A 20232-nucleotide genomic window follows, 5' to 3' on the forward strand; every position below is an offset into this window, starting at 1 on the left:
GGTGTCCCCTTCACCGCGCACCGGACGGCACCCCGGCCCCGAGTGCCGCCGACCGGCTCGGCGCCCTGTCGAGGACTCCGCTCCCGGCCCCGGCCCCCGCCGTGCGGGCCGCCTCGGTCGGCCTGGTCTGCTGCGGGCTCAGGTGGCCTCGGCCAGCACGGCGCGGAGCGCCTCCTCGGCGCCGTCGAAGCACTCTTCGAAGGGCCCCTCGGCAGTGGCCCAGCGGCCGAACGCCTCCTCGGAGACGATCGCGGCCACGCGGGCCGCGAGGTGCGCCTCGGCAGGCGTGGCTCCGCGCTGTTCCAGGGCGTGTCGCAGCGCGGCGGTGACATCGGCCGACTTGCTGCGCTCGCGCTCCAGCAGCTCCGGACTGGACCGGACGATCGCTCTGCGTCGCCCGGCGTCGGTGACCGTCGCGCTGATCTCCGTGCCGACCTCGCGGAGGGCCGACAGCGCCGCGCGCAGCGGTGGCAGTCCGGGATCCGCGGCGAGCACCGCCTCGGCCACGGCGGGCGGCAGCCGCTCGGAGCCCGCGAAGAGGATCTCCCGCTTGTCCGGGAAGTGACGGTGGAAGGTCCGCTTCGTCGCTACATCAGCTGGTGAAACACGCACGCCGCCGACGAACGCCTCCGCGAGGTAGTGAACAGAGCGAACGTTGCCTGATGCGGCGCTAGCAGCGGGCGGAGCTCGGAGGGCCAGCTCGCTTGGGGCGGGCCTCCCCGATCCGGTCGGACGCGATCCGCAGTGATCCAGTCGTGCTCATCGATGACCGAGGTACGCGTCACCTCGGTGGGGGCGGACCTGACACTCATCTGCCTGCCTCCGGCGGGCGCGGTACTGACCCAGCACCTGGCTCAGTACCGCATCGTGCTCCTGGAAGACCGCTCTCCCGCCTGCCCTCAGGGCGTCCCACACGGTCTCCTCTCCTATTCCAGGAGCCGCCCGAGAAGAACTGATGAGGGCTCGGGGCCCGCGTTTTGAACCGTCGATACGCCCATCGCGACCAGCTCGGCTCCGTACGCACGGGCCACGTACTCGGCAATCCACAGACCACACCCGTCCAGGTCTCCGCTGTATCTCAGGTGGGTTCCCTGGTCGCCCGCGAGCTGCAGGAGGGTGTGGCCGACGTTGCCGAGCTGCCCGCTGGTGCACGTCAGCGGCCCCGGGCTGTCGCAGGCCATGGCTGCTTCGAGGACCGAGGGGTTCTCGACCACGGTGAGCACCTGGGGCGCGAGGGTGGGCGGGGTACGGGTCAGGTCGAGCAGGGTCAGCGCCACTGGTGTGGCTGCCTCTCGTAGCCGCTCGTGCACCGGCCCGTCGCCCACCGCCTGCACCTGGTACAGCAGCACGGAGGCCGACAGCCGGTCGGCGATCATTCCGTAGTCGGCGAGCAGCGCCCGGAGCAGGTCCGGGCGGCTCGGTTCGGAGCGCCCTGCCAGTTCGGCGATTGTGTCGGCCAGCCGGGTGCCGACGGGATGTTCAGGCCGAAGTAGTGCGGGTCGCCCGCGCAGTCGTGCGAGAGCTTCGCCAGAGAGACCGCGGGGCTGCGCGGCAGCTGCGAGGTGGCGGCAGCCAGGGCGTCGACGAGCGACGTATCGAGTCAGCGTCGTCGTCCGTGACGCCGGCCGCTCGCATCCGCGCCACCAGGGCAGGTAGGTGCGGCAGGGCTCGGCTTGTGTAGTCTCACAACCCCTGGCGCAGCGTTGCGGCTGTGCGCCGGTCTGCTGTGCTGTCCTCCACTGGGCGGCTGACAGCGCGTTCCACAAGCGGTGACAGGTCCTCGGTAGTCAGGCCGAGGACCGTCAGTAGTTCGCGGAGCGGCACGCGGACGCCGGTCGCACTGACAGCGACGACTGAGCGGACACTGCGGCGGCAGGCGGCGGTGTCCAGCCAGGAGCGCAGGGTGGCGAATCCCGCCGGGGGCAACGTGGGCACCCGTACTGCGGCGATCGTCTCGGGGGCCTGGCCGGAGCACAGTCGGTCGTGGATAGCCGTCCGCAGGGGGCCAGGTCGGGGGCCTCGCCACAGCCAGGGCGCGGTGACCTGGTGCCGTCCGGCGGTGACTACTTGGTGGACCATGACTGGCCCGGCTTCCTGTTTGATCATGGGGGTCATGAAGGGGGCGGTAGCGAGCACGTCGAAGTCCCAGGAGCGCAGGAGCGCGAGGACTTGCCGCAGGTTGAGTTCGTCGAATGCTGCGTCGATCTCATCGACGGACAGCAGTCGGGGTCCGTGGAAACCTTCGCCGGAGTACAGCGCGGCCGCGATCACGACCGGGGCGATCAGTCCCGCGTCCACGCGGTCGCTTCCGAGGTGGTGCTGCGGTCGGCGAGGTCACACCCCCGCTGTCGCCGACCTCATGCCCTTCTCGGACTGCTGATCGTCTCCCGCGCTGGGAACGCGGTCGGCATCGGCTGCTGTCGGCCGCCTGGGCTGCCTACTCCTGGTGACCCAGCTTCACGGTCATGTTCGGGTGGCGCTCGCTGAGTGCCTTCAGGGCGAGCAGGCTCTTGATGCTGGGTTCGCGTTCCTGCACGTAGGTTCCGGGCTCGACGTCGTTGTCCCAGCCCCAGCGCGTGTGGCTGACATCCCCGGTCATGAGCACCGGACCCGCCGCGGTGCGGGCGAGGTAGGACACGTGTCCCGTGGTGTGCCCAGGGGTGAGGATCGCGAAGAACGAGCCGTCGCCGAACACGTCGTTGACACCTTCGAGCCGTCCGCCCGGGTCCTTGGTGAACTGGAGTTCCTGGAGCGGCGGGCGTCCGGCCAGGAGGTGGTTGTTGGTTCCCTGGGCGAACAGGTTAAGGAAGAGCGATGCCTCCGCCTCGTTGGCGCCGGTGTAGATGGGGACGTCCTTGGGAACGTCCGGGAGTCCGGAGACGTGATCGAGGTGGAGATGGGTCATGAAGACCCCTTCCAGGGGGACTCCCTCCGCTTCGATGATCTCCGCGGTGCTCTGCTGCGGGCGCATCTTCTCGATGCCCCCGTACTTCCTCAGCATTATGCCGACACCCACGCCGACGGGGTCCTCCACCAGCCGCCGTGAAACGCCCGTGTCCACCAGGAAGAACCCCTGCGTGGGGTGCCGCACGACGTGGGCGTAGATCTTGATCGATTCCTTGTGGTCGGTGATCCCCGCCGCCACGGCCTTCGGGTGCTTGATGTTGAGCAGCCCCGTGATCGGGGCCTCCCAGTCGGCGCCGATCGTCTTGACCTCGGCGGGCCCGGGCTCGTTGATCACGGACTCCATGGCCGCCGCGCTGATCGGCTTGCCGATACGGGCAGGCTGAGTCTGGTGGGTCGTGGCCTTGAAGGTGAGCATCTTCATGGTGGAACTCCTCCTTCTTTGATCACTGAAAGCTGGTGCAGACCGATCTGCAAGTCGTGAGAGCGTGAGGCGCCGTTCCCGCCGCCGTTCGCTATCCGACGCGCTGCTCGCGGGCGTAGGCGTCGAGGCGGGCGAGTTCCTTGCCGTAGACGCGGTGCAGCCTGCGCGGCGCGACGATCCGCTCGACGAACCCGGCGACACCGCTCTCGCCGTCGAAGCGGGACGCGATGTCCACCAGCGCCTGCCCGCCTCGTGGGGTCACGGTGAACGTGGTGACGAGGCCGGAACCGCCTTTGTCGGCGTGGACCAGGGTTCGGCCCGGCTCCGGCTCGGTAACCTGCATCCGCAGCTCCCGAACGCCTCCGGCAAAGTCGATCTTGTACCGGAAGGCGCCGGTCTCTTCGACGTGGAAGTCGTAGAAGGGCGGCGGCAAGAACCGGGAGTGAAGCTGCGTGTCGGCCAGGTACCGGTAGACCTGGTCCGCGGGGGCGTCGATAGTGCGTTCGGCGGACGCGGCGACGACGTGAGTCATGGGTCTGACCTCCGTATTGGTGGGGTGGAGTGCGGGATTTCTGCGCACTGTTGCGGCTGGTTCAGACCGTCTTGATGGTGCCGCCGTCGACGACGTAGTCGGCGCCTGTGATGTTGCCGGCCACGTCGGACAGCAGGAACGCGACCAGAGCAGCGACTTCCTCGGCTTCGCTCATGCGCCCGGTGGTGATGTTCTGGGACTTCGCGATCTGCTGGACGAAGTCGGCGAGGCTGACACCCGCTGCCGCGGCCAGCTGGGCGACCGGGCCGTTGGGGTCCTCGTAGACGGTGGTGCGGACCAGGCCGGGAGAGACGGTATTCACGCGCACGCCCTGGGGGCCGAACTCCTCGGCCAGGGCCTTGCCGAGCGCGGTGACCGCAGCCTTGAGCGCGCTGTAGCTGGCTGGGACGCCCGCAGGCATCCGGGCGACAGCAGAGGAGATGCTGACGATCGCCCCGCGGCGCTCGATCAGGCTGGGCAGAGCCGCGCGCGTGGCGCGGACGGTGGCGAGCACGTTGATGTCGAACATGCGGGTCCACTGGGTGTCGGCGGCGTCGAGGAAGCCCATGACGGCCTCGTCCCCGCCGCCCACGTTGTTCACCAGCAGGTCGATGCCGCCCAGTTCGACCAGGGCCGCGTCGATGAGGGCGGCGACGCCTTCCGCGGTGCTCAGGTCCGCGGACACGGCGTGGGCGCCGGTTTCCTTCAGCTCGGGCGTGACGGTGCGTGCGGCGCACACGACGCGGACGCCTTCGTCGATCAGGATCCGGACGGTGGCCAGTCCGATGCCGCGGCTGGCGCCGGTGACGACGGCGGTCTTGCCCGTGAGGTTGAGGTTCATGAGGCTCGTCCAATGCTTATGACTTGAATGCTTAAAGCCATACCTATCATGGCTTGAAGCAGTCCGCTAGCCTGGGAGGCATGACGATGACGAACGCGCAGGCAGAGGCGCAGTGGGAGCTCGGCAAGCTGGTGCACGACCTGGACATGCAGAGTGCCGCTCGCATGCGTGACTGGGTGACGCCGCTGGGCCTGACCGTCGCGCAGGCTTCGGCCCTGCGCGAGATGACCGGTCCCATGACCATGCGCGAGCTGGCCGGGCGGATGAGCTGCGAACCGTCCAATGCCACCGTCGTGATCGACAAGCTGGAGAGCCTGCGGCTGATAGAGCGCCGCCCCCATCCCACCGACCGCCGGGCCAAACAGCTTGTCCTGACCCCGGAGGGCATCGAGCTGCGGGAGCAGCTACTGAAGGCCCTGGCCAAGGAACCCCTGTTCGCCGGCATGACGCAGGACGAACAGCACGCACTGGAGGGCCTGCTCAAGCGCGCCCTTCTCCGCGATGAGGTCCTCCATGCCTGACGGCGTCGGGCGGCGGGTTGAGCACGAGTGATCGCCTCCAGCCGTCGGGTGGACAGCACTGCGCCCGCCCCGCAGACGTCGTGCTCGCGTCGGCGGGGCGCATCGGGTGGTGTGGGTGGTGCGTCCGGCCTGGTGGCCTGTCCGGTCCTCGCCCTGGATCTTGGGTGCGGGGCGAGGACCGGACAGGCCAGGACCACCCCCGCGGGCGCGGGGACCACATGCGGCAGATCGCGTGCACCGCCTGGTGCTCGGGACCACCCCCGCGGGCGCGGGGACCACCCTGAGCCGCCGTCAGGGCCCTTCTTGGACCCGGGACCACCCCCGCGGGCGCGGGGACCACCCGTCGAAGGCCTCACGGAACGGCTCGCCCTCGGGACCACCCCCGCGGGCGCGGGGACCACGCGACGGTCCAGGCCGGGCCGTCCGGCGCCTGGACCACCCCCGCGGGCGCGGGGACCACAGGACTTGACCAGGGCTTCTAGCGGGTGCCCTCGGTGAATTTACCTACTTCCAGGGAAGCGGGAGAATGGTGCATTTGGAACCTTTGGTTGGTTTCTGTTGCTGTCAGCCTTTGCCGAACCGGCGTCGTTTCGCCGCTTTGCTCCAGCCTGAGAGAGGGGGTGAGGCCGTGGGGTTTTCGAAGGGGAGCGTGGCGCGGGCCGGTGGAGGAGGGTTAGTCCTTCATGGTCGGTCGGTTTCCAGGCGTGTTCGTGGGTTTGGAAGGCGAAGCCCTGTTCGTTGTTCGTCTGGTGAGCGAGCAGGGCGCGGCCCTGGCCGGAGTAGGTGCGGACCTCGTTCCAGAGGAGGTCGCGTACCCGGGCGGACGGAGAGCCCAGGAATACTCCGGGGGAGATCTCCAGGAGCCAGCGGGTGAGGAAGCCGCGTAGTCCGGCGGGGCAGTTGGTGAGCACGATGACGGTCACCAGATGGGCTCGTCCCCGTAGTTGCGTCCGCCGGCCACGTCGAGGCCGCCGTCCGACTGGAGCGTCACTCGGTCCGTTTCGGACGGCACGTCCTGGTCGTCGTGGTGGAGGAGGTTCTTGATGTCCTTCGCACAGCGGTCAAGCATGCGTGACCGGTTGATGCGGTCACGCAGTGCCCGTCTGGTGCGGGTGGGGATGTCGTCGGTGCCGTCGGCGACAGCGTCGAAGGCTGCTGGAATGGCGATCTCCGTCTTGTACAGGTCGGCGATGTCCAGGACGAACGACCTTTCGTGTCCGGAGTGCACGAAGCCGAGTCCGGGGGAGCAGCCGAGGGCGGTGACGACCGCGTGGGCGACGCCGTACAGACACTGGGCTGCTGCGGTGACGGCCTGGTTGGGGCCGTCGGCGGCGGTGAAGTCGTCCGTTCGGTACTCGCGGCGGCGCCAGGGAACGCCGGTGCGGGTTGATTCCGCGTGGTAGCAGTCCTTGACGCGGCGGCCTTCCATGCTGAGGAGTTCGTTGCGGGTGCGGCCGCTGGGGTCGTCGTCGGGGAAGCGGAGCCGGTACATGTCCCGTGCCACTTCCAGCCGGGTCCTGCGGTTTGCCCAGGCACTCGCCTGCGCTTCCAGGAGGGAGGAAGACCGGGTCAGTGAGCGTCCGCCGGCGTAGAAGCGGACGCCGTGTTCACCGGCCCAGACCACGGCGGCTCCGCTCTCGCCCAGCAGGGCCATCGCCTGGTGGGTCACGCGGGTGCCGGGCCCCAGCAGGAGTGTGCCGATGGTGGCGGAGGGGATGTGGGTGACGCCGTCGGTGTCCGTGGCGGTGATGGCGTTGTCCTCGCGGTGGACGGTGCAGCGTTCCAGGTAGAGGAAGGAGACACGGTCGCTGATCCGGGTGAGTTCGCGGGGCGAGGAGAGGCTGCGTTTGCTGACGGTGCTCAAGAGGTCACCGCACCGGGGAGAGGGTCATCAGGCCACAGCCGTATGCCTTCGCCTTGCCGAGGCCCTGGGTCAGGGTGCGGCGGAAGGAGGGCAGGTCGGTGATCCGCAGGCACCCGTCGAAGGTTGCCTGGGCGAAGTGGACGTCGGGGCCACGGGCCGCCTTGGGCCGCTTCTGCGACTGGAGCGGTGCCGTGTTCGAGGGGGCTGGCCTGCCGAACCGTACCGCCGCACGGTTGTGCACGACCACCTGGTAGTCCGCTGGTTGGGCGGGGGCTTCCTCCGCTGACGGGATTCTGGGGATGATCGCGAACCCGGCCCGTTGTTGGTGTTGGAGGAGCCAGCCGATCTGATGGCGGGCGGTGACGTGGGCGGTGCGCTTGGTGGGTGAGTCGGGCGTCGCGGTGTCCTTGCGGATGTGGTGGACGGGGTTGGCGGTGAGGCGGAAGGCCCAGACGTCGTCCTCGGCGAGCGCGTTCAGGAACTCCTCGTAGGCGAAGGTTCTCCAGCCGGGCTCGGGGAGGTGCGGCCAGCCAGCCTGTTCGACGAGATGGGTCAGGTCGGGACGGTGGGGGCTGGTGATGAACAGGTCGATGCGGTCGGCGGGTGCGGGGTCCACCCGCCACAGGACGCGCGGGCCGTTGCCATCGCGAGCCGGAGGCTCGGGGAACGCCATGTTGACGGCGCCGTGCATGCGGTGCGGTGAACCGAGGAGCCTTCGCGCTTCGGGCCGGGCGGTGTTGATGCGGAACCGGGTCAGGTACATCAGCGATCCTGGGCAAGGTCGGGGCTCGTGGTGCTGCCTTCTGGTATCGGTACGGGGCGCAGTCGGGCGGTGGGGTCGTGGGCAGGCTGGGGGGTGCTCAGGGCCTGGACTCCGCGCAGTGCGTACTGGCGGTGGTGCGGGCTGAAGCTGATGGGATGGTCGCGCTGCGTGTGGTCGGGGAGATCCGCGGGCGGGCAGTCGATGAGGATGTCCAGTCCTTCGGGCGGATCGCTGGGTGCTCCGCGTACCCGGAATCGGGCGGATGCCAGCCACGGCGCGGTGCGGAGTGCCGTGTCGAGGGGCTGGTCGGTGAGGGACTGCGGCAGGAGGAGCGGCCGCGCCGGGGGACAGGAACGGCGCCCCAGGTAGGGGAGGAAGCGGGGTGCGCCGACTGCCTGGTGGAGGCGGCGGAGGAGAGTGACTTCACCTTCGACGCCGGCGAGGAAGACGGCGTCGCAGAGGTAGTACCGCTCCGAGAGCGGCTTGGCCGTTCCGGTGTCGGCGTGCCGGGCGGTCTGGAAATCCCGGATGCGCGCGCCCGGTTGGTCGATGCGGACGCCGAAGCGGAGCGCCGCCAGGTCGGAGAGGTCGGAGTGCCGGGGACGTCCCTCGGCTGCTGCGAGCAGGCCCAGGACGCCGCTCTTGGTGGGAGCGTTCTCGGTGGTGCGGCGGACGAAGCGGCCGGCGGAGCCCCACGACTGGAGGGGGCCTGCCAGGCGTAGGAGGAGAACCGTCATGCTCCTGTCTCCAGTCGGTGCGCGACAGCTGTCCGGACCTGGCTGAGCATGGCCTCCAAGTTGACGGCGGTTCCGAGACCCGCGAGCGCCGCTGTCTCCTGGCCGACACGGAACACCCAGGCCGGCGGCTCCTTGCTGAGCCCGTACTGGCTTTCGAGTTCGGGCACGTAGTCGGCGAGTCGCTTGCAGCTCTCCCGCAGGAAGCCGCCCTGGGCGGACTTGCCGATGGGTTCCTCGAACGCGCCGACGAAGCTGACGGGCAGGCGGTCGCGTAGTTTGACGATCACAGCTGATGGGAGCGTGTGGTGCCCGAACGCGTTGATCTTTCCCGTCGGCAGTGAGGTGATGAACGCCTCCAGGAAGGCTGCGACCGCCTTTGATGCCGGGGTGCTGGGGGATTCGTCCTCGCGCAGTCCGCTGCCGAGATTGCGGTGCAGCTCGTCGGCGTCGATGGCGGCATAGCGGTACAGGGTCGCGGAGTTGAAGTCGACGGTGCCGATCATGCCTGCACCCTTTTCGGATTCGCCGCTGAGGTCGTCCACGGCGGTGTAGTAGTCGGACTCGATATCGGACCGGTGGACGCTGAGCGCGTGGGCCACCTGCGTGGCCGCCTCCACGTTCAGGTCGGCCGCGTCGGCCAGCATCCTGCCGAAGAGGGCGATGTCCACGGAGTGGCGGGTGTCGATCGCGTTGCGTACCCGCGCCTTGTTCGCCTTGTTCCTGAAGTGTTCCTTGAGAGCCTGCACGTCGCCGTCGGGACTTCCGGCCAGTGCCTCTTCCGCGAGTGCGTCGAGCTGGCGGCGGCTCAGGAACATGAGGTACTTGGCTTCGGGGGCGTCCGTGCCGTGGGCTTCCTTGCTCTTGGACTTCGATGGTTCAAGTGTCGAACCGGTCGCGGTCTTCATCGTCTCCTCGGCGAGGGCGGTCGCCGTGTCGCTCAGGGACGCGTCGCGTTCGGTGATGCGTTTGGCGAGGGCCTCGACCACCTTCTTGGTGCGCACCCCGAGTTCCTGGGCCGGCAGTAGCTCGTCGAACCGGCGTCGTACAGCGCGTTTCCATGCCTGACTGGAGACTCGGGCTCGCCGGACGCCGCCGTAGTAGGCGGATTTGGGTGTTCCGGTGTCGTCGCGGTTGATGTTGCTGGGCGGGAGGTTCTGCAGAATGTGAATGTCGATGATGGTGCGTGTCACGGACTCTTCCGATCTCGGTCTTGGGGGCGGGTGTGAGCGGGGTGACGGACGAGGCGTGGCGGCTCAGGTGTCCGCGTCCGCCGATTCGAGGTCTTCCGCGCAGTGGCTCTCGGCTTGCTCTCCACTTCCGGGAGCGGCAGCTTCCTTGTCCGCCCCTTCGGGGGACGACGGATAGCGGCGGTGGTATTCGCGGCCCCAGGACCGGCGGACGTCATCCTGCTGGTTGTGGTCCTGCCACCGCAGCAACTGGTCGGCGAGGAGGCCGTAGTCGAGGGGGATACGGGCCGCGCGCAGCAGAAGCGTCATCTCGCGCAGCCTGCTGCCCAGGACGTCGGTGTCCGAGGAGACGCCGATCCGCACGAACCTGCGCCGCACACTGTCGCTGGCTTCCTCGACTTTCCCGACCGGTGACGTTCCGTCGGTACGGTCGCTGTTCTGGCCGGCGGGGGGTGGGGAGGCGGTGGCCGGAGTGTCGTGAGTTCCGGTCTTCTGGTGGGCGAGGCGGCGTACCGCACGGCCAAGAGGCCACGCCGGCATGTGCATCGAGGCGTCCCGGATGGACTGTTGGTGCAGAGCCCACAACGTCACGGCGAGATGGACAGCGGTGTCTTCTCGAAGCTCCAGCTGTTCCTGGGCGGCGTAGCCGGCTGAGGTGAAGTACCTCGGTTCGGCTCGGCCGGGGGTTTCGTCAGCAGCCGAGGCTTGCTCCTGCTCCCGCAGGTGCGTCAGGTCCTCCAGATGGATTAGTCCCCAGGCCGAGGGGGAGGTGTGCGCGTCGCGCCCGGCCTCGCGGCGCAGTTGAGCGACCGCGCCCACCGCCCATGACTGCTCGCTGCGGTACTCGGTCTGCAGCTTGCCGATGGTGCGCAGTACGGAACGCCGGGGCAGGGAGAGGGCGGGGCGGGGTTTCTTGGCAGGGGGTGAGGATGTGGTGCGGCCCATACGGAGTCTCCAGACGGACGAGAAGATCGTGGTGTGGCGCGGGTCCGGCGATCGGTGGTTCAGGGCCGCGGAGACGGTCCGAGCACAGTGCGCAGCCGGGTGTGGAACCACAGTTCGGCACGGCCCGCGTCGACCAGACACGGGCCGAGGCCGGGAAGGTCGACGACCCTGCCGTCGACAGCGGCCGGACTTGCCGACCGGAGCAACTCCCGGCACAGCCGCAGGAGGTGAAGGCGCACGGTGCCGCGCCACTGCTGTCGTGCTGCCTGAAGGTCCGGCTGCCGGGCGAGAGAGCGCAGCCAGGCCCGGCAGGGGCCGTCCAGCGTTCCGTACGCCAGGTCCCGCGCCGCAGATGCCGCGGCTTCGTGATGATCGGAGCCGGAAGCGCGGGCCAAGTTCGCCGCCAACTGGCCAAGAGCCGTCACCGCGTTCTCGGCGTCCGCGACAGCGTCCAGGGCGGCAGCGCCATAGACTGGGTTGGTCGCGTGGAGGGTGACCACCGGCAGGACGACGGAGTCGTCGACGATCTCCTCGATCACCGACTGCTGAGTGCCGTACACGATGCCGACCAGGCGCAGCCGCACCAGTTCCCCGGGGTCGATCTCGCTGTCTGTGATGATCTGCGTGTACCAGCGAGTGATCCCGGAACGTAGGTCCCGCGCCGGTTCACCGCCAACGGCCGTCTCGGACGACTGGCTCCGGGCGGGCAGCAGGGCCGCGAGCCCCCGCCACGCGGTGCGTGCGGGGTCATGCCGTACGGGTCCGTACACGCGGCTGCGGCCCTGCTTCTTCTCCTGGGTCGGGCTGCGCCGCCAACCGGTCATCGGTTCCAGCCGCCACGGTGCTGCCATGGACAGTTGATCGCCGTAGCCCAGCACGACTCCGGTGACCGCGTCGTCCTCGACGCACAGCCGGATTCGTCGCGACTGCCAGGTGTACAGGTCCCGCAGACCCATTGGTTCAGGGCCACCCGCCTCGTCACCCCGTACTCCCGGGCCGTACGGTTCTCGTTGTTTCCAGACCGGCCGGTCACGCCTTGTCTGATCGGCATGACCGCTTCCCTGGTAGGCATCCTCGAAGGCGATGAGGTTGAGCAGCAGCGTTTCCCGGAGGGTGGCGCCCTCGGCGAAGACACCGCCGAGATTGCCGAGCGAGCCGACACCGAGGGGATAGACCTTTCCGGCCCGGCTGCGCTTTTCGTCTCCCTGCATCGCTGACTTGATGCCGGAGGTGTCGAAGGCGTGGGCGTGCAGCAGCCACCGCGCCGCCTCGGCGAACGGAAGCCGGCCGACGCCGGGCCTGCGCATCGCGAAAAGGGGCGACCCGGAGGGGACGTCGGCCACGATCCGGCTCAGGGAAGCGATCTCGCCCTTACTGGTCCGCAGATCGGGCGTCTGGAAGAAGGGGCGTTCGGGATGGAGGAGATCGAAGTGGTCCGCGACGTCCGCGAGGTAGTCCGCCACGGGGGCGAACGGTTCCCGGCTCTTCCACACAGCCTCCCATTCCTCAAGGTCCGCGGGGCCGTCCAGCGCGTCATGGACGATCGCCAGCATCAGCCGCAGAAGGGCCAGGTCCTGGGTGGGAATGTCACCGACGGTCCGGCGTAACGAATCCGCCTGGGCGAAGACCTCCAGCAGGGAGAGTTCGGCCATGGTGCCGTCCACACGCTGGACCGGCACCCACGGCTCGGTCACCAGATTGAACTCGCCGGCCGCTTTCGGTTTGGTCTGTTTCTGTGCACGGGTCAACTTTCCTGCCCCGTCATTTCTCGTCCCTTCTTCGGGACTGCTGGCGTGAGTGAACTCCAACCCGACCGCAGGGTGATATCGCAGATCGAAGCCCGCCAGCCGGGTCTGACAGCGGCTGTCGAGGACGAGGAGCAATTCCCCTGCCAGCCAGGGGCATTCCTTCACCTGCCAGGCGGGCACCATGAACTGTTCGAGTTCCCGGATAACCCGGTCGATCATCCAGCGCTTGCTGAAGCGGCCGGGCAGCGTCAGCGAACTCGCGGCGACCGCCTCCGCCGCACGTCGGCCGGGAGGGAATTCCGTAGGGAGCTCCAGTCCGCCCCGTCCTTCGTCCAGCCACGGAACGGTCCTCAGACGGCCGTCCGTTCCCCGCTGGACGACCAGGACTTCGAGGGTTTCCTCCCCGTCGCGGACCTGGGCACGGCCTTCCCGGCTGTCGTCGGCGTCGCCGGCGTGCGCCTCCAGCCATCCGTAGACCGGCCGGCCCGGACGCTGGACCGGACCGAGAAGAAAACCGTCCGCCCGTCGGAGTTTTTCGTCGAGAAGGGCACGATGCTGTACATGCGCCTGGTCCAGGGCGTCGCTCCAGGACGTCGGGCCGATCGGTTGGTCGGCGTAGGCGCCGTGCACCAGATCGCTGATGTCGGCGGGCAGAACTACCGGGCGGCCATCCAGATGCCGATCCAGAACAGCCAGCGAGCGCAGCAGGGTCCATTCCCCCGGATACACAGCGCGTGATCCCGGCACAGGCAGCGGTGGGGACGCGCTCCAGTCGACGCCGGTGACCAGGCAGCGGGCCGTGGACAGACGCGCGGGACGCGAGACGCCCGGATGACGGTGCAGGCGCCCCATCCGCTGAAGCATGAGATCGACCGGAGCCAGATCCGAGACCAACAGATCAAACGACACGTCGAGCGAGTTCTCGACCACCTGACTGGCGATCACCACATGCCGGTCCGGCCGTTCACCGGCCGGACCGAACTGCTCCAGGAGAGCGACGTCGTTCGACGCACGATCGGCGGCGAGGAAGCGGGAATGAGCGACAGACACCGTTGTGTCGCCGAGTCGCTCCCGCAGCACTTCCGCAGCCTCCAGCACCCGTGCGACCGTGTTGCGTACGACAAGGGCGCACCCGCCGTCGGCCAGCTCCGCTTCCAGACGATCCGCCAGCACGCCGAGATCGTCGTCCACGCGCTCCACCACGACAGCGGTCCCGCGGTCCGCCGCCGCCTCGGGACGGGCGCAGAGCGGCTCCAGGCCGGGGGCCACCGCAGTCAGCAGAGGGTATACACCGGCCTGGGACTCCACCCCCTCAGGTGTGGAGCCTCCCGCGTAGGCCGCCGCCAAGGCATTTCTGCGCTCGGCCGGTAACGTGGCAGACAACAACACCACCGGCACCTTGTAGGCGGCAAGCCAGTGCAATGTCCGGTCCAGATAGCGGTTCATGTAGGCGTCGTAGGCGTGCACCTCATCAATGACCACTACCTTGCCCGCCACCGCCAGATGACGCAGTGCCAGGTGCCGGCTTTTGAGCGCGGCGAACAGAACCTGGTCCACCGTCCCCACGCCGAAGGACGCCAGCAACTGCTTCTTCCGCCCCCGCAGCCACTGATGCGCTAGCAGGCCGGTAGCGCGATGACGCACCGTCCCGGGCTTCTCCACTCCGATTTCCGAAGCGTTCTCGTCGTCCATATCGACGCCGGCGAGCGTACGGGTCCCCGCTTTCAGCAGCCCGGACCAGGAGGCGTTGAGCGCGGCCTTGGCGTGCGCGAGCACCAAGGACCGCCTTCCCGAACCATCGTCCGGCAACACGTTCAGCCACGCCAACAGCCGCGCGAACATGGCGTCCCCCGTGGCACGGGTGGGAAGCGCCACCAGTACACCGCCGGCCCCCGAACGAGCCGCGAGAACCTCAGCCGCAGCCAAAGCCGCCTCCGTCTTACCCTCACCCATCGGCGCCTCGATGATGAGCAACCCCGCCGGTTCCATCGTCTGAGCCATCCGCACGGCTTCCTCCTGCACCGGACGGAGACTTCGGCCCGCCAGGTGGGGAAACCGCTCGCTGAACAGGCCCTGCGGCGGGCCCGACGGCACGACAGGCCGCCAAGCGGCCGGAAGATCCAGCCCCTTCCACGCCGCCTCCAGACGACGCCGCTCACCCGCCGGGCCCGGCGGCTGCCACGACTCCGGCGCGTAGGGGAAGAGCTCCGGCGCACTCGCGATCCAGTCAGCGAGGATGACGACAGCGGTTGCCAGAACCTGCACGGTCTGTGGAAGCCGCACCTCGCTCCACTCCTGCAACCTCTGCTCCACACCGGCCAGTTCGGCACTCCAGTCCATCAGCTCGAACTGGGTACGCCTCCACACCAGCTCACTGGGCCCTGTGTGACGGAGGAGGTGAGGACGCAGTTGGAGATCGTGCATCTGCTGGTGGCTCGGCGGCACGCCATGATGCCCCCCTGCCACCACCGCGAACTGCCCCGCGAGACGCGCCCCCAGCCCGAAGCGTTCTCTCAGCCACTCCTGGAGCAGCAACTGCCCGGCGAGACCGTGCGGAGCCAGACGCCGGTCCTGCCCGTACTCCTTGACTGTCGGCATCGTGAGCCCGCGATCCCGCATCCTGTCGGCCAACTGCTCCACCTGACACGCGAACGCGGGAGAGCACTTGCCGATGTCGTGCACCGCGGACAGGAAGCCGACCAACAGCCGGCCGTCGCCCTCACCACCGGGGAGAGCCTCAGACAGCAACCGTTTCACCGACTCCGGCAGCCAGCTGTCCCAGAGCTTGCCCGCTACAGCGCCTGAATCTGCCATATGGCGCCACAACGGCAGCCATCCGTCTGACGTCCTGTCGTGCTTCGCCCACACCGAACGAGCCTCCGCCGACAGCCTCAAACCGGGTGCCCCCCTACCGCCAGCACCTGAAACACCTTCAAACACGAACCCGTTCACCCCCGCTGAAACCGGTCACACGCAACTCGGACATGACGCGAATCGCTCCTGTGAACTTGGGGTCCGGCTGGGACGGCACCCGCGGGTGCCGTCCCAGCCGGAGATCTGTCAGTTCCGGAGCGTGCCGAGCAGCCCCATCAGCACCAGAAAGGCCCACAACCAGGGGCGGAATCCACTGGCGGCGATCATTGTCAGGACCAGATTCCACACGGGAGCATGCTGATCAGGCCCGGCTAACCACGTCATTGGCTAGACTCACCTCGTCCTTCAGTTGATTTCGTCACGGAGGGCAGGCCGGGCTCACCCCACTCCCTGAGACGGAGCGGGACTGCGTGAGCCCGGCCCCTCAAGGCTGCCCCGCAGAGAGTCCGCCGCCAAGCGATTGTCGTAACTTCACCGGTACTGCCCGCTTTTGATCCGGGCGTTCGGAGACCTAAACTCTTCGTTCAACTTCTGAGGGGTACCGGACCAGTTGGTGAGCCCCGCAGGTGCGGGGAGCAGTCGCGGAGCCCCAACTCTTCGGGGCCACCCCTGCCGCTAGTCAGGGAAGGCGTGGCGGCGACGTGGCGCAGGTTACCCAACCGCTGGGCGCGGTAGAAGTGCGAGCCAGAGCATCACGTAGCGTCGATGTGCCTGTGATTCTCATTCAGCATGGGCTGTAGACAGATCGGTCTGGCTGAGGTGTTCCTAAGGGTCCGCCGAAAAGTAACTTGCGTGTTTCTGGGCTTGACATCGCAGGTCAACGCTTTGCCCGCCCACAGGTTGTTCTCCGGCAGGCCCTAAACCTCCGGCGCGCGACGTGGCGGCCGGACGTTATCTCGTCGAGGCCGCAGCGATGTCGCAGTGAGGTGCAGGCGAGCCGTCAACCTCTCGTTTCAGGAGCTGGGAGTCGCAGAAGGCGAGCCGGGACAGATCGAACACGACCGGCCGGGCGGTCACGGCGAGGGCCTCGGCTATCTGCTCCCTGACCGGCTCGACGGAGTCTGCGTCGAAGTCGCCGCGCAGGGCCTGACGCGCGGCGGGCAGGCGTCGCCACCGCATCCCGATCTCCCGCCGTCTCATGGCCAGTTGCCTCGTCAGGAACCGCAGGGCGCGGCTGGACAGATCAATCGAGGACGGGTAGGCAAGCACGCGAAGCTCCTGGCGGCCACGGGTGATCTTGGTCGAGAACCCGTCCACCAGAAGCGCCACTCGTGTGCAGGACTGTCCAACTCACGGTCAGCAACACCAGCTTGGAAACGGCTCTGTGATCCCGAGGTAGGCCCTCTCGGGGACACAGGCAGTTCTCGCCAATTTTTACTGATCCCTGTACAAGGCAACATGCGCCCCTGGAACATTAGCCACAGATAACAATAGACCTGGGATTAGGCGAGTTGATCATATTGCGGCAGTGCGCTGAGAACACATGCGGAGGCGCCCATGATCAGTCTTCCTGAAATCTCTGCCGAACTCGCGACGTACTTCTCAATGGCGGCTGGAACATTGGGTACCGCTTTGATGGAAGGCGCTGCGCAACGCGTCGCAGACGGGTCGATTGAGGCTGGTCAGGGTTACTTCCGCAGGCTATTCCGGCTTCACGAAGCCGATGACTCCCAGGTCGAGTTGCCTCAGGGGGGCAGTGAGGAGCGTGCCGACGCACTACTCGGCGCGCTCTCCTCCGAGGACCGGCTGCGGCTGGCAGAGGCTCTGGCGGCGTGGGTCGGTGAAGTCCGCGACCGACAGCCGGGAAAGCCTCGTCTGGGCGAGGCCAGACTTGCCGAACTCATCGGCGAAAAGGTGCACACCGCCACATACAACGTCACTGCGAACGGTCCGAACTCCGCTGCCATCGGCTCAGTGGGCCCCAGTGCAACCTTCCACTTCGGCGGCAGTGGCCGGGACGGGACGGGAATATGAACTCCGCAGGCCCCTGCCACGGTACAGAAGGGAGCCGTGAGATCGGAAAGGTTGAGACCGCCGGTACCGGTTCGCCCGCGATCGGGTCGGTCGGCGATCACGCCACGTTTAGCTGGGTGCGCGGACGCGCGCTAACGCAGGATGTGTGGCTCCTCGTGTCCGCCGCCTTCGTCATCATCGCAACCGTCAGCTTCACCATCTTCGCCGTCGTCCGGTGGCCCAGCGGCCCGCAGGGCCAGTACATATGGTTCTACGTCCTTGTGGCCCTGGCCCCACCAATCGCTGGTACCGCTCTGTACCTGACCGACCGAACCATCCGCATCGCCCTCGTTGTGGTCGCCGCCCTCTGCTGCGGCGGCGGCGCGCTCGCCTGGGTGGAAGTGGACCGTACCGGTGAGGTCGACGTGGAGATGGAGATCCAGGACGCGCAGCCCGTCGAGGACTCAGGCGGCAGGATCAAGGTGAAAATGGCGCGGCCGGCCCCCGGTGACGTACGGGACAAGCTGCGGCTGAAGTTGACCATTAGCGACGAAAAATCAGACACCCCCACCTGCGTTGGCCGGACAACGGCGCGCATCACCGCCGACACACCTGGCATCACCCCCAATATGTGGGAGGTAGGTGCCGAGTCGACCGTCGACTTCGACCTCGGTGGTCGCCGAGGGGCGGTTCAATTCACTGTCTGGGTGACGCCTGACACCGGCTGCTCCATGCTTCTCACGCAAGCTCACGGAACGCTTCACAACGACTGAACCGAGAAGACTGTGAGGAGTGCCCATGAATATAGCCGGACGCAGCTTCCGAACGATCCGCGTAGGTGCTGCCATGGTGGCCTTCGCGGGAGTTGCCCTGGCAGGCTGCTCCTCCGAGCACCCATCACTGTTCGCCGAAGGGCGGATCGAAGTCGGCTCCAAGAGCGACCAGCCGGGAACGAGCTACTCGCCGCACGATGGTGAGTTCACCGGGTTCGACATCACCGTGGCACGGGAGGTGCTGCGCAAAGTAGGGATCGAGACTCCAGACTTTGAAGGTGTCCTGTCCGAGAATCGCGCTAGTGACCTGCACAGGGGCGATATCCAACTGGTCGCGGCTACGTACTCGATCACGGCGGAGCGGATGGCACCGAAGTCGGAGCGCGGCGACGGCCTTGACTTCGTAGGGCCGTACGCGTCAACCCAGCAGGGCATCCTCGTGCGGACCGAGGATGCCGAACAATATCAGCGGATGAGTGACTTCAACGGGAAACTCGTCTGCGTGTGGAAGGGCACCACTTCTGCGGCGGAACTGAAAAGAGAAGCATACAGCAAGATCGGCCTTGCGGTGGAGACAGATGCACGGACCTGTGTGCGCAGGCTGCGGGACAAAACGATCGACGCAGTTTCCACCGACCAGCTGATCCTTTACGGATTCATGGAGGACGAGTCCGGCTTCGCCGTGGTGCATTCCCTGACATTCGGCGCGTTCAATGACTACGGGATCGCCATGGTCAAGGGTCATCGCGAGGACTGCCGGAAGCTCCAGGATGCCCTCATGGAGTACGCGCGCAGCAACGACTGGGACCGGGACTTCCAGAACGACCTGCCGAAGGTGCCCAAAGCCATCCGCGACGAGGCCCGGCCCACCGAGGACGACATTGACCGGTACTCCTGCCGGGACCGGCCGGGGAACGCACAGGCCGCGGACTGAGCGGACCGGAAGCGGACAAGCTTCTCCCAGCAGGAGACGGAACTGTTCGCCGAACTCCAGCTCATCCTCGCCGGAGGAGAGCATCAGTACCCACTGCGGAGAAGAGCCGCTCCAGCTCACCCGGCGCAACGACGTGTCAGTCCCCCTGGTCGCCGATCCGTTCACCGCCGCCAGTGTCGTCCTCGATCACCTGATGGCGCTGGTGGCGTGGCCCGCCGCGACCCGCGAGCGCGCCCGCTCGTACATCGCGGGCGGCCGTCGTCTCGGAGCTGAGTTGGCTGAGCAGTTTATCGCCGAACTCCGGCCGGCCGCGGGGACCGGCTGCCCCTCAGCCCAGCATGATGGAGCGCTGGCCACCGGCAGGGTCGGTTGTCCAAGGCCGGGCAATGAGCGCACTGCGACCCGGTGACATCACCGACGGGATGATCCAGGCCATGGAAACGGTCAAGCGGCAGGCCCTGCAGAAGGATCTCCGTGCCCTCGCCCCGAACATCCGCGCCGACGCCGAAGGCCGCTACGACAGCCCAGAGCCCAGGTAGCAGGCGGATCTGGTGGGGTCACTTGATTTTGTCGTACGAGTCATTCCTTTTCTCCTCAACGAGTGAGTGCCGAATTTTTCGGTTACATTACGGGTGCACCTTCTCCCTGTGCACTTTTACCCAGGATTACCCAGAAATCTCTACCACGGCAGCGCGATCTTCTTTGCCGTCTGAGACTAGTCACTGAATGTCTTAAAAACGTTTACGAATAGTAGATAATCAGCTTGCCTTCGGCCGAGGATTGCGGGTTCTTGTTCAAAGTGCAACGGACATGCGGACCTTTGTGCCCTCGCCGCGAACATCTACGCCGACGCCGAGGGCCGCTACGACAGCGCAGAGCCCGGGTAGAGAGCCGGGGCCGAGTGGACGCTGCTGCGGACCGAGTACAACGCCGGCCAGCTGGTCGAGGGCAGGGCGAAGACAGCGCCGTCGACGGGCGTCAGGGTGCGTCGCCGTGTGCGGCCTGGATCGCGGCCGTGGATCGTATGAAGATCGGCAACCACGTCGTGCGCGCCGGCCCCGATCTGCTGCGCCCGGTGGAGCAGCCGCCCACCGGGCGCAGCAGATCGGGGCGGGCAGACGTGATGCGTTACCGCGTCAGGGCCGAGAGGGCCCGGTGGATGGGGCAGGAAGTCGCGGCTGCTGCGAGTGAGCGAGCCCTCGGTGGAGCGGTGGTGCCAGCCTGGCGAGGCC

Annotated in this window: 18 protein-coding genes, 2 pseudogenes and 1 CRISPR repeat array; of the genes and pseudogenes, 5 read left to right on the forward strand and 15 right to left on the reverse strand. The window is 67.6% G+C overall.

The features are described 5' to 3' along the window. Positions 1–138: 138 nt before the first annotated feature. The 6 genes from GA0115242_RS32395 to GA0115242_RS32415 form a co-directional block, all read right to left on the reverse strand. Positions 139–612, reverse strand: coding sequence for a TetR family transcriptional regulator (locus GA0115242_RS32395; protein ID WP_161353391.1), 474 nt, complete (start codon positions 610–612; stop codon positions 139–141). 314 nt (positions 613–926) lie between these two features. Beyond that, the gene (locus GA0115242_RS41285; RefSeq protein ID WP_202556147.1) at positions 927–1376 is read right to left on the reverse strand and encodes a DUF2399 domain-containing protein; all 450 of its coding nucleotides are present in this window, start codon (positions 1374–1376) and stop codon (positions 927–929) included. Positions 1377–1683: 307 nt separating this feature from the next. Next, entirely contained in the window at positions 1684–2298 is a 615-nt protein-coding gene (locus GA0115242_RS41290; RefSeq protein ID WP_202556149.1) for a hypothetical protein, read from the reverse strand. 139 nt (positions 2299–2437) lie between these two features. Next, complete coding sequence (locus GA0115242_RS32405) at positions 2438–3328, reverse strand: MBL fold metallo-hydrolase (RefSeq protein ID WP_093834884.1); 891 nt, start codon at positions 3326–3328, stop codon at positions 2438–2440. Between the two features lie 91 nt (positions 3329–3419). After that, on the reverse strand, positions 3420–3860 hold the full coding sequence (locus GA0115242_RS32410) for an SRPBCC family protein (protein WP_093834886.1): 441 nt from the start codon (positions 3858–3860) through the stop codon (positions 3420–3422). A 61-nt stretch (positions 3861–3921) separates the two neighbouring features. Next, a complete protein-coding gene (locus GA0115242_RS32415) occupies positions 3922–4701 on the reverse strand; it encodes an oxidoreductase (RefSeq protein ID WP_093834888.1) in 780 nt (259 codons plus the stop codon). An 80-nt stretch (positions 4702–4781) separates the two neighbouring features. Between GA0115242_RS32415 and GA0115242_RS32420 the strand changes: the two genes are divergently transcribed. Continuing rightward, on the forward strand, positions 4782–5222 hold the full coding sequence (locus GA0115242_RS32420; protein WP_218088652.1) for a MarR family winged helix-turn-helix transcriptional regulator: 441 nt from the start codon (positions 4782–4784) through the stop codon (positions 5220–5222). 190 nt (positions 5223–5412) lie between these two features. After that, positions 5413–5682: direct repeats of the CRISPR family, unit length 28 nt; unit sequence GGACCACCCCCGCGGGCGCGGGGACCAC. A gap of 104 nt (positions 5683–5786) precedes the next feature. Here the strand turns inward: GA0115242_RS32420 and cas2e are convergent. The 9 genes and pseudogenes from cas2e to GA0115242_RS42030 form a co-directional block, all read right to left on the reverse strand. After that, positions 5787–6145: pseudogene (gene cas2e / locus GA0115242_RS32425) on the reverse strand (type I-E CRISPR-associated endoribonuclease Cas2e). Then, positions 6142–7086 (reverse strand): type I-E CRISPR-associated endonuclease Cas1e, encoded by a 945-nt coding sequence (cas1e, locus tag GA0115242_RS32430; protein WP_093834890.1) that lies wholly within the window; start codon positions 7084–7086, stop codon positions 6142–6144. The pseudogene cas2e and the gene cas1e overlap by 4 nt, the downstream one beginning before the upstream one ends. A 4-nt stretch (positions 7087–7090) precedes the next feature. After that, positions 7091–7849: a type I-E CRISPR-associated protein Cas6/Cse3/CasE gene (gene cas6e / locus GA0115242_RS32435; protein WP_093834892.1), complete on the reverse strand. Its 759-nt coding sequence runs from the start codon at positions 7847–7849 to the stop codon at positions 7091–7093. Beyond that, positions 7849–8586, reverse strand: coding sequence for a type I-E CRISPR-associated protein Cas5/CasD (cas5e, locus tag GA0115242_RS32440; RefSeq protein WP_093834894.1), 738 nt, complete (start codon positions 8584–8586; stop codon positions 7849–7851). The genes cas6e and cas5e overlap by 1 nt, the downstream gene beginning before the upstream one ends. Further along, a complete protein-coding gene (gene cas7e / locus GA0115242_RS32445; protein ID WP_093834896.1) occupies positions 8583–9776 on the reverse strand; it encodes a type I-E CRISPR-associated protein Cas7/Cse4/CasC in 1194 nt (397 codons plus the stop codon). The genes cas5e and cas7e overlap by 4 nt, the downstream gene beginning before the upstream one ends. A gap of 63 nt (positions 9777–9839) precedes the next feature. Beyond that, positions 9840–10718, reverse strand: coding sequence for a type I-E CRISPR-associated protein Cse2/CasB (casB, locus tag GA0115242_RS32450; RefSeq protein ID WP_093834898.1), 879 nt, complete (start codon positions 10716–10718; stop codon positions 9840–9842). Positions 10719–10777: 59 nt separating this feature from the next. Then, a complete protein-coding gene (gene casA / locus GA0115242_RS32455; protein WP_256089807.1) occupies positions 10778–15334 on the reverse strand; it encodes a type I-E CRISPR-associated protein Cse1/CasA in 4557 nt (1518 codons plus the stop codon). 897 nt (positions 15335–16231) lie between these two features. Next, the gene (locus tag GA0115242_RS32460) at positions 16232–16444 is read right to left on the reverse strand and encodes an STAS domain-containing protein (protein WP_237549435.1); all 213 of its coding nucleotides are present in this window, start codon (positions 16442–16444) and stop codon (positions 16232–16234) included. Then, positions 16421–16549, reverse strand: a pseudogene (locus tag GA0115242_RS42030) (IS5/IS1182 family transposase); the annotation flags it as partial. The gene GA0115242_RS32460 and the pseudogene GA0115242_RS42030, both read right to left, overlap by 24 nt. Before the next feature lie 288 nt (positions 16550–16837). Between GA0115242_RS42030 and GA0115242_RS32465 the strand changes: the two are divergent. The 4 genes from GA0115242_RS32465 to GA0115242_RS41020 all read left to right on the forward strand — a co-directional run bounded on the left by GA0115242_RS32465 (position 16838) and on the right by GA0115242_RS41020 (position 19539). Next, on the forward strand, positions 16838–17314 hold the full coding sequence (locus tag GA0115242_RS32465; RefSeq protein ID WP_093834904.1) for a hypothetical protein: 477 nt from the start codon (positions 16838–16840) through the stop codon (positions 17312–17314). 155 nt (positions 17315–17469) lie between these two features. Beyond that, positions 17470–18066 carry a hypothetical protein gene (locus GA0115242_RS32470; protein WP_256089808.1) on the forward strand — a complete coding sequence of 199 codons (597 nt, stop codon included), beginning with the start codon at positions 17470–17472 and terminating at the stop codon, positions 18064–18066. Between the two features lie 25 nt (positions 18067–18091). Further along, complete coding sequence (locus GA0115242_RS32475) at positions 18092–19000, forward strand: transporter substrate-binding domain-containing protein (protein WP_237549434.1); 909 nt, start codon at positions 18092–18094, stop codon at positions 18998–19000. A 386-nt stretch (positions 19001–19386) separates the two neighbouring features. After that, entirely contained in the window at positions 19387–19539 is a 153-nt protein-coding gene (locus GA0115242_RS41020) for a hypothetical protein (protein ID WP_161353395.1), read from the forward strand. The last annotated feature ends 693 nt before the right edge of the window (positions 19540–20232 follow it).

This window comes from Streptomyces sp. SolWspMP-5a-2, assembly GCF_900091845.1.
GTDB lineage: Bacteria > Actinomycetota > Actinomycetes > Streptomycetales > Streptomycetaceae > Streptomyces > Streptomyces doudnae.

Coding starts and splice junctions, on each gene's coding strand:
- GA0115242_RS41020 (WP_161353395.1), top strand. CDS start 19,387: ATGAGCGCACTGCGACCCGGTGACATCACCGACGGGATGATCCAGGCC.
- casB (WP_093834898.1), bottom strand. CDS start 10,718: ATGGGCCGCACCACATCCTCACCCCCTGCCAAGAAACCCCGCCCCGCC.
- GA0115242_RS32410 (WP_093834886.1), bottom strand. CDS start 3,860: ATGACTCACGTCGTCGCCGCGTCCGCCGAACGCACTATCGACGCCCCC.
- GA0115242_RS32475 (WP_237549434.1), top strand. CDS start 18,092: ATGAATATAGCCGGACGCAGCTTCCGAACGATCCGCGTAGGTGCTGCC.
- GA0115242_RS32415 (WP_093834888.1), bottom strand. CDS start 4,701: ATGAACCTCAACCTCACGGGCAAGACCGCCGTCGTCACCGGCGCCAGC.
- GA0115242_RS32420 (WP_218088652.1), top strand. CDS start 4,782: ATGACGATGACGAACGCGCAGGCAGAGGCGCAGTGGGAGCTCGGCAAG.
- GA0115242_RS32405 (WP_093834884.1), bottom strand. CDS start 3,328: ATGAAGATGCTCACCTTCAAGGCCACGACCCACCAGACTCAGCCTGCC.
- GA0115242_RS32465 (WP_093834904.1), top strand. CDS start 16,838: ATGATCAGTCTTCCTGAAATCTCTGCCGAACTCGCGACGTACTTCTCA.
- GA0115242_RS41285 (WP_202556147.1), bottom strand. CDS start 1,376: ATGATCGCCGACCGGCTGTCGGCCTCCGTGCTGCTGTACCAGGTGCAG.
- cas6e (WP_093834892.1), bottom strand. CDS start 7,849: ATGTACCTGACCCGGTTCCGCATCAACACCGCCCGGCCCGAAGCGCGA.
- cas5e (WP_093834894.1), bottom strand. CDS start 8,586: ATGACGGTTCTCCTCCTACGCCTGGCAGGCCCCCTCCAGTCGTGGGGC.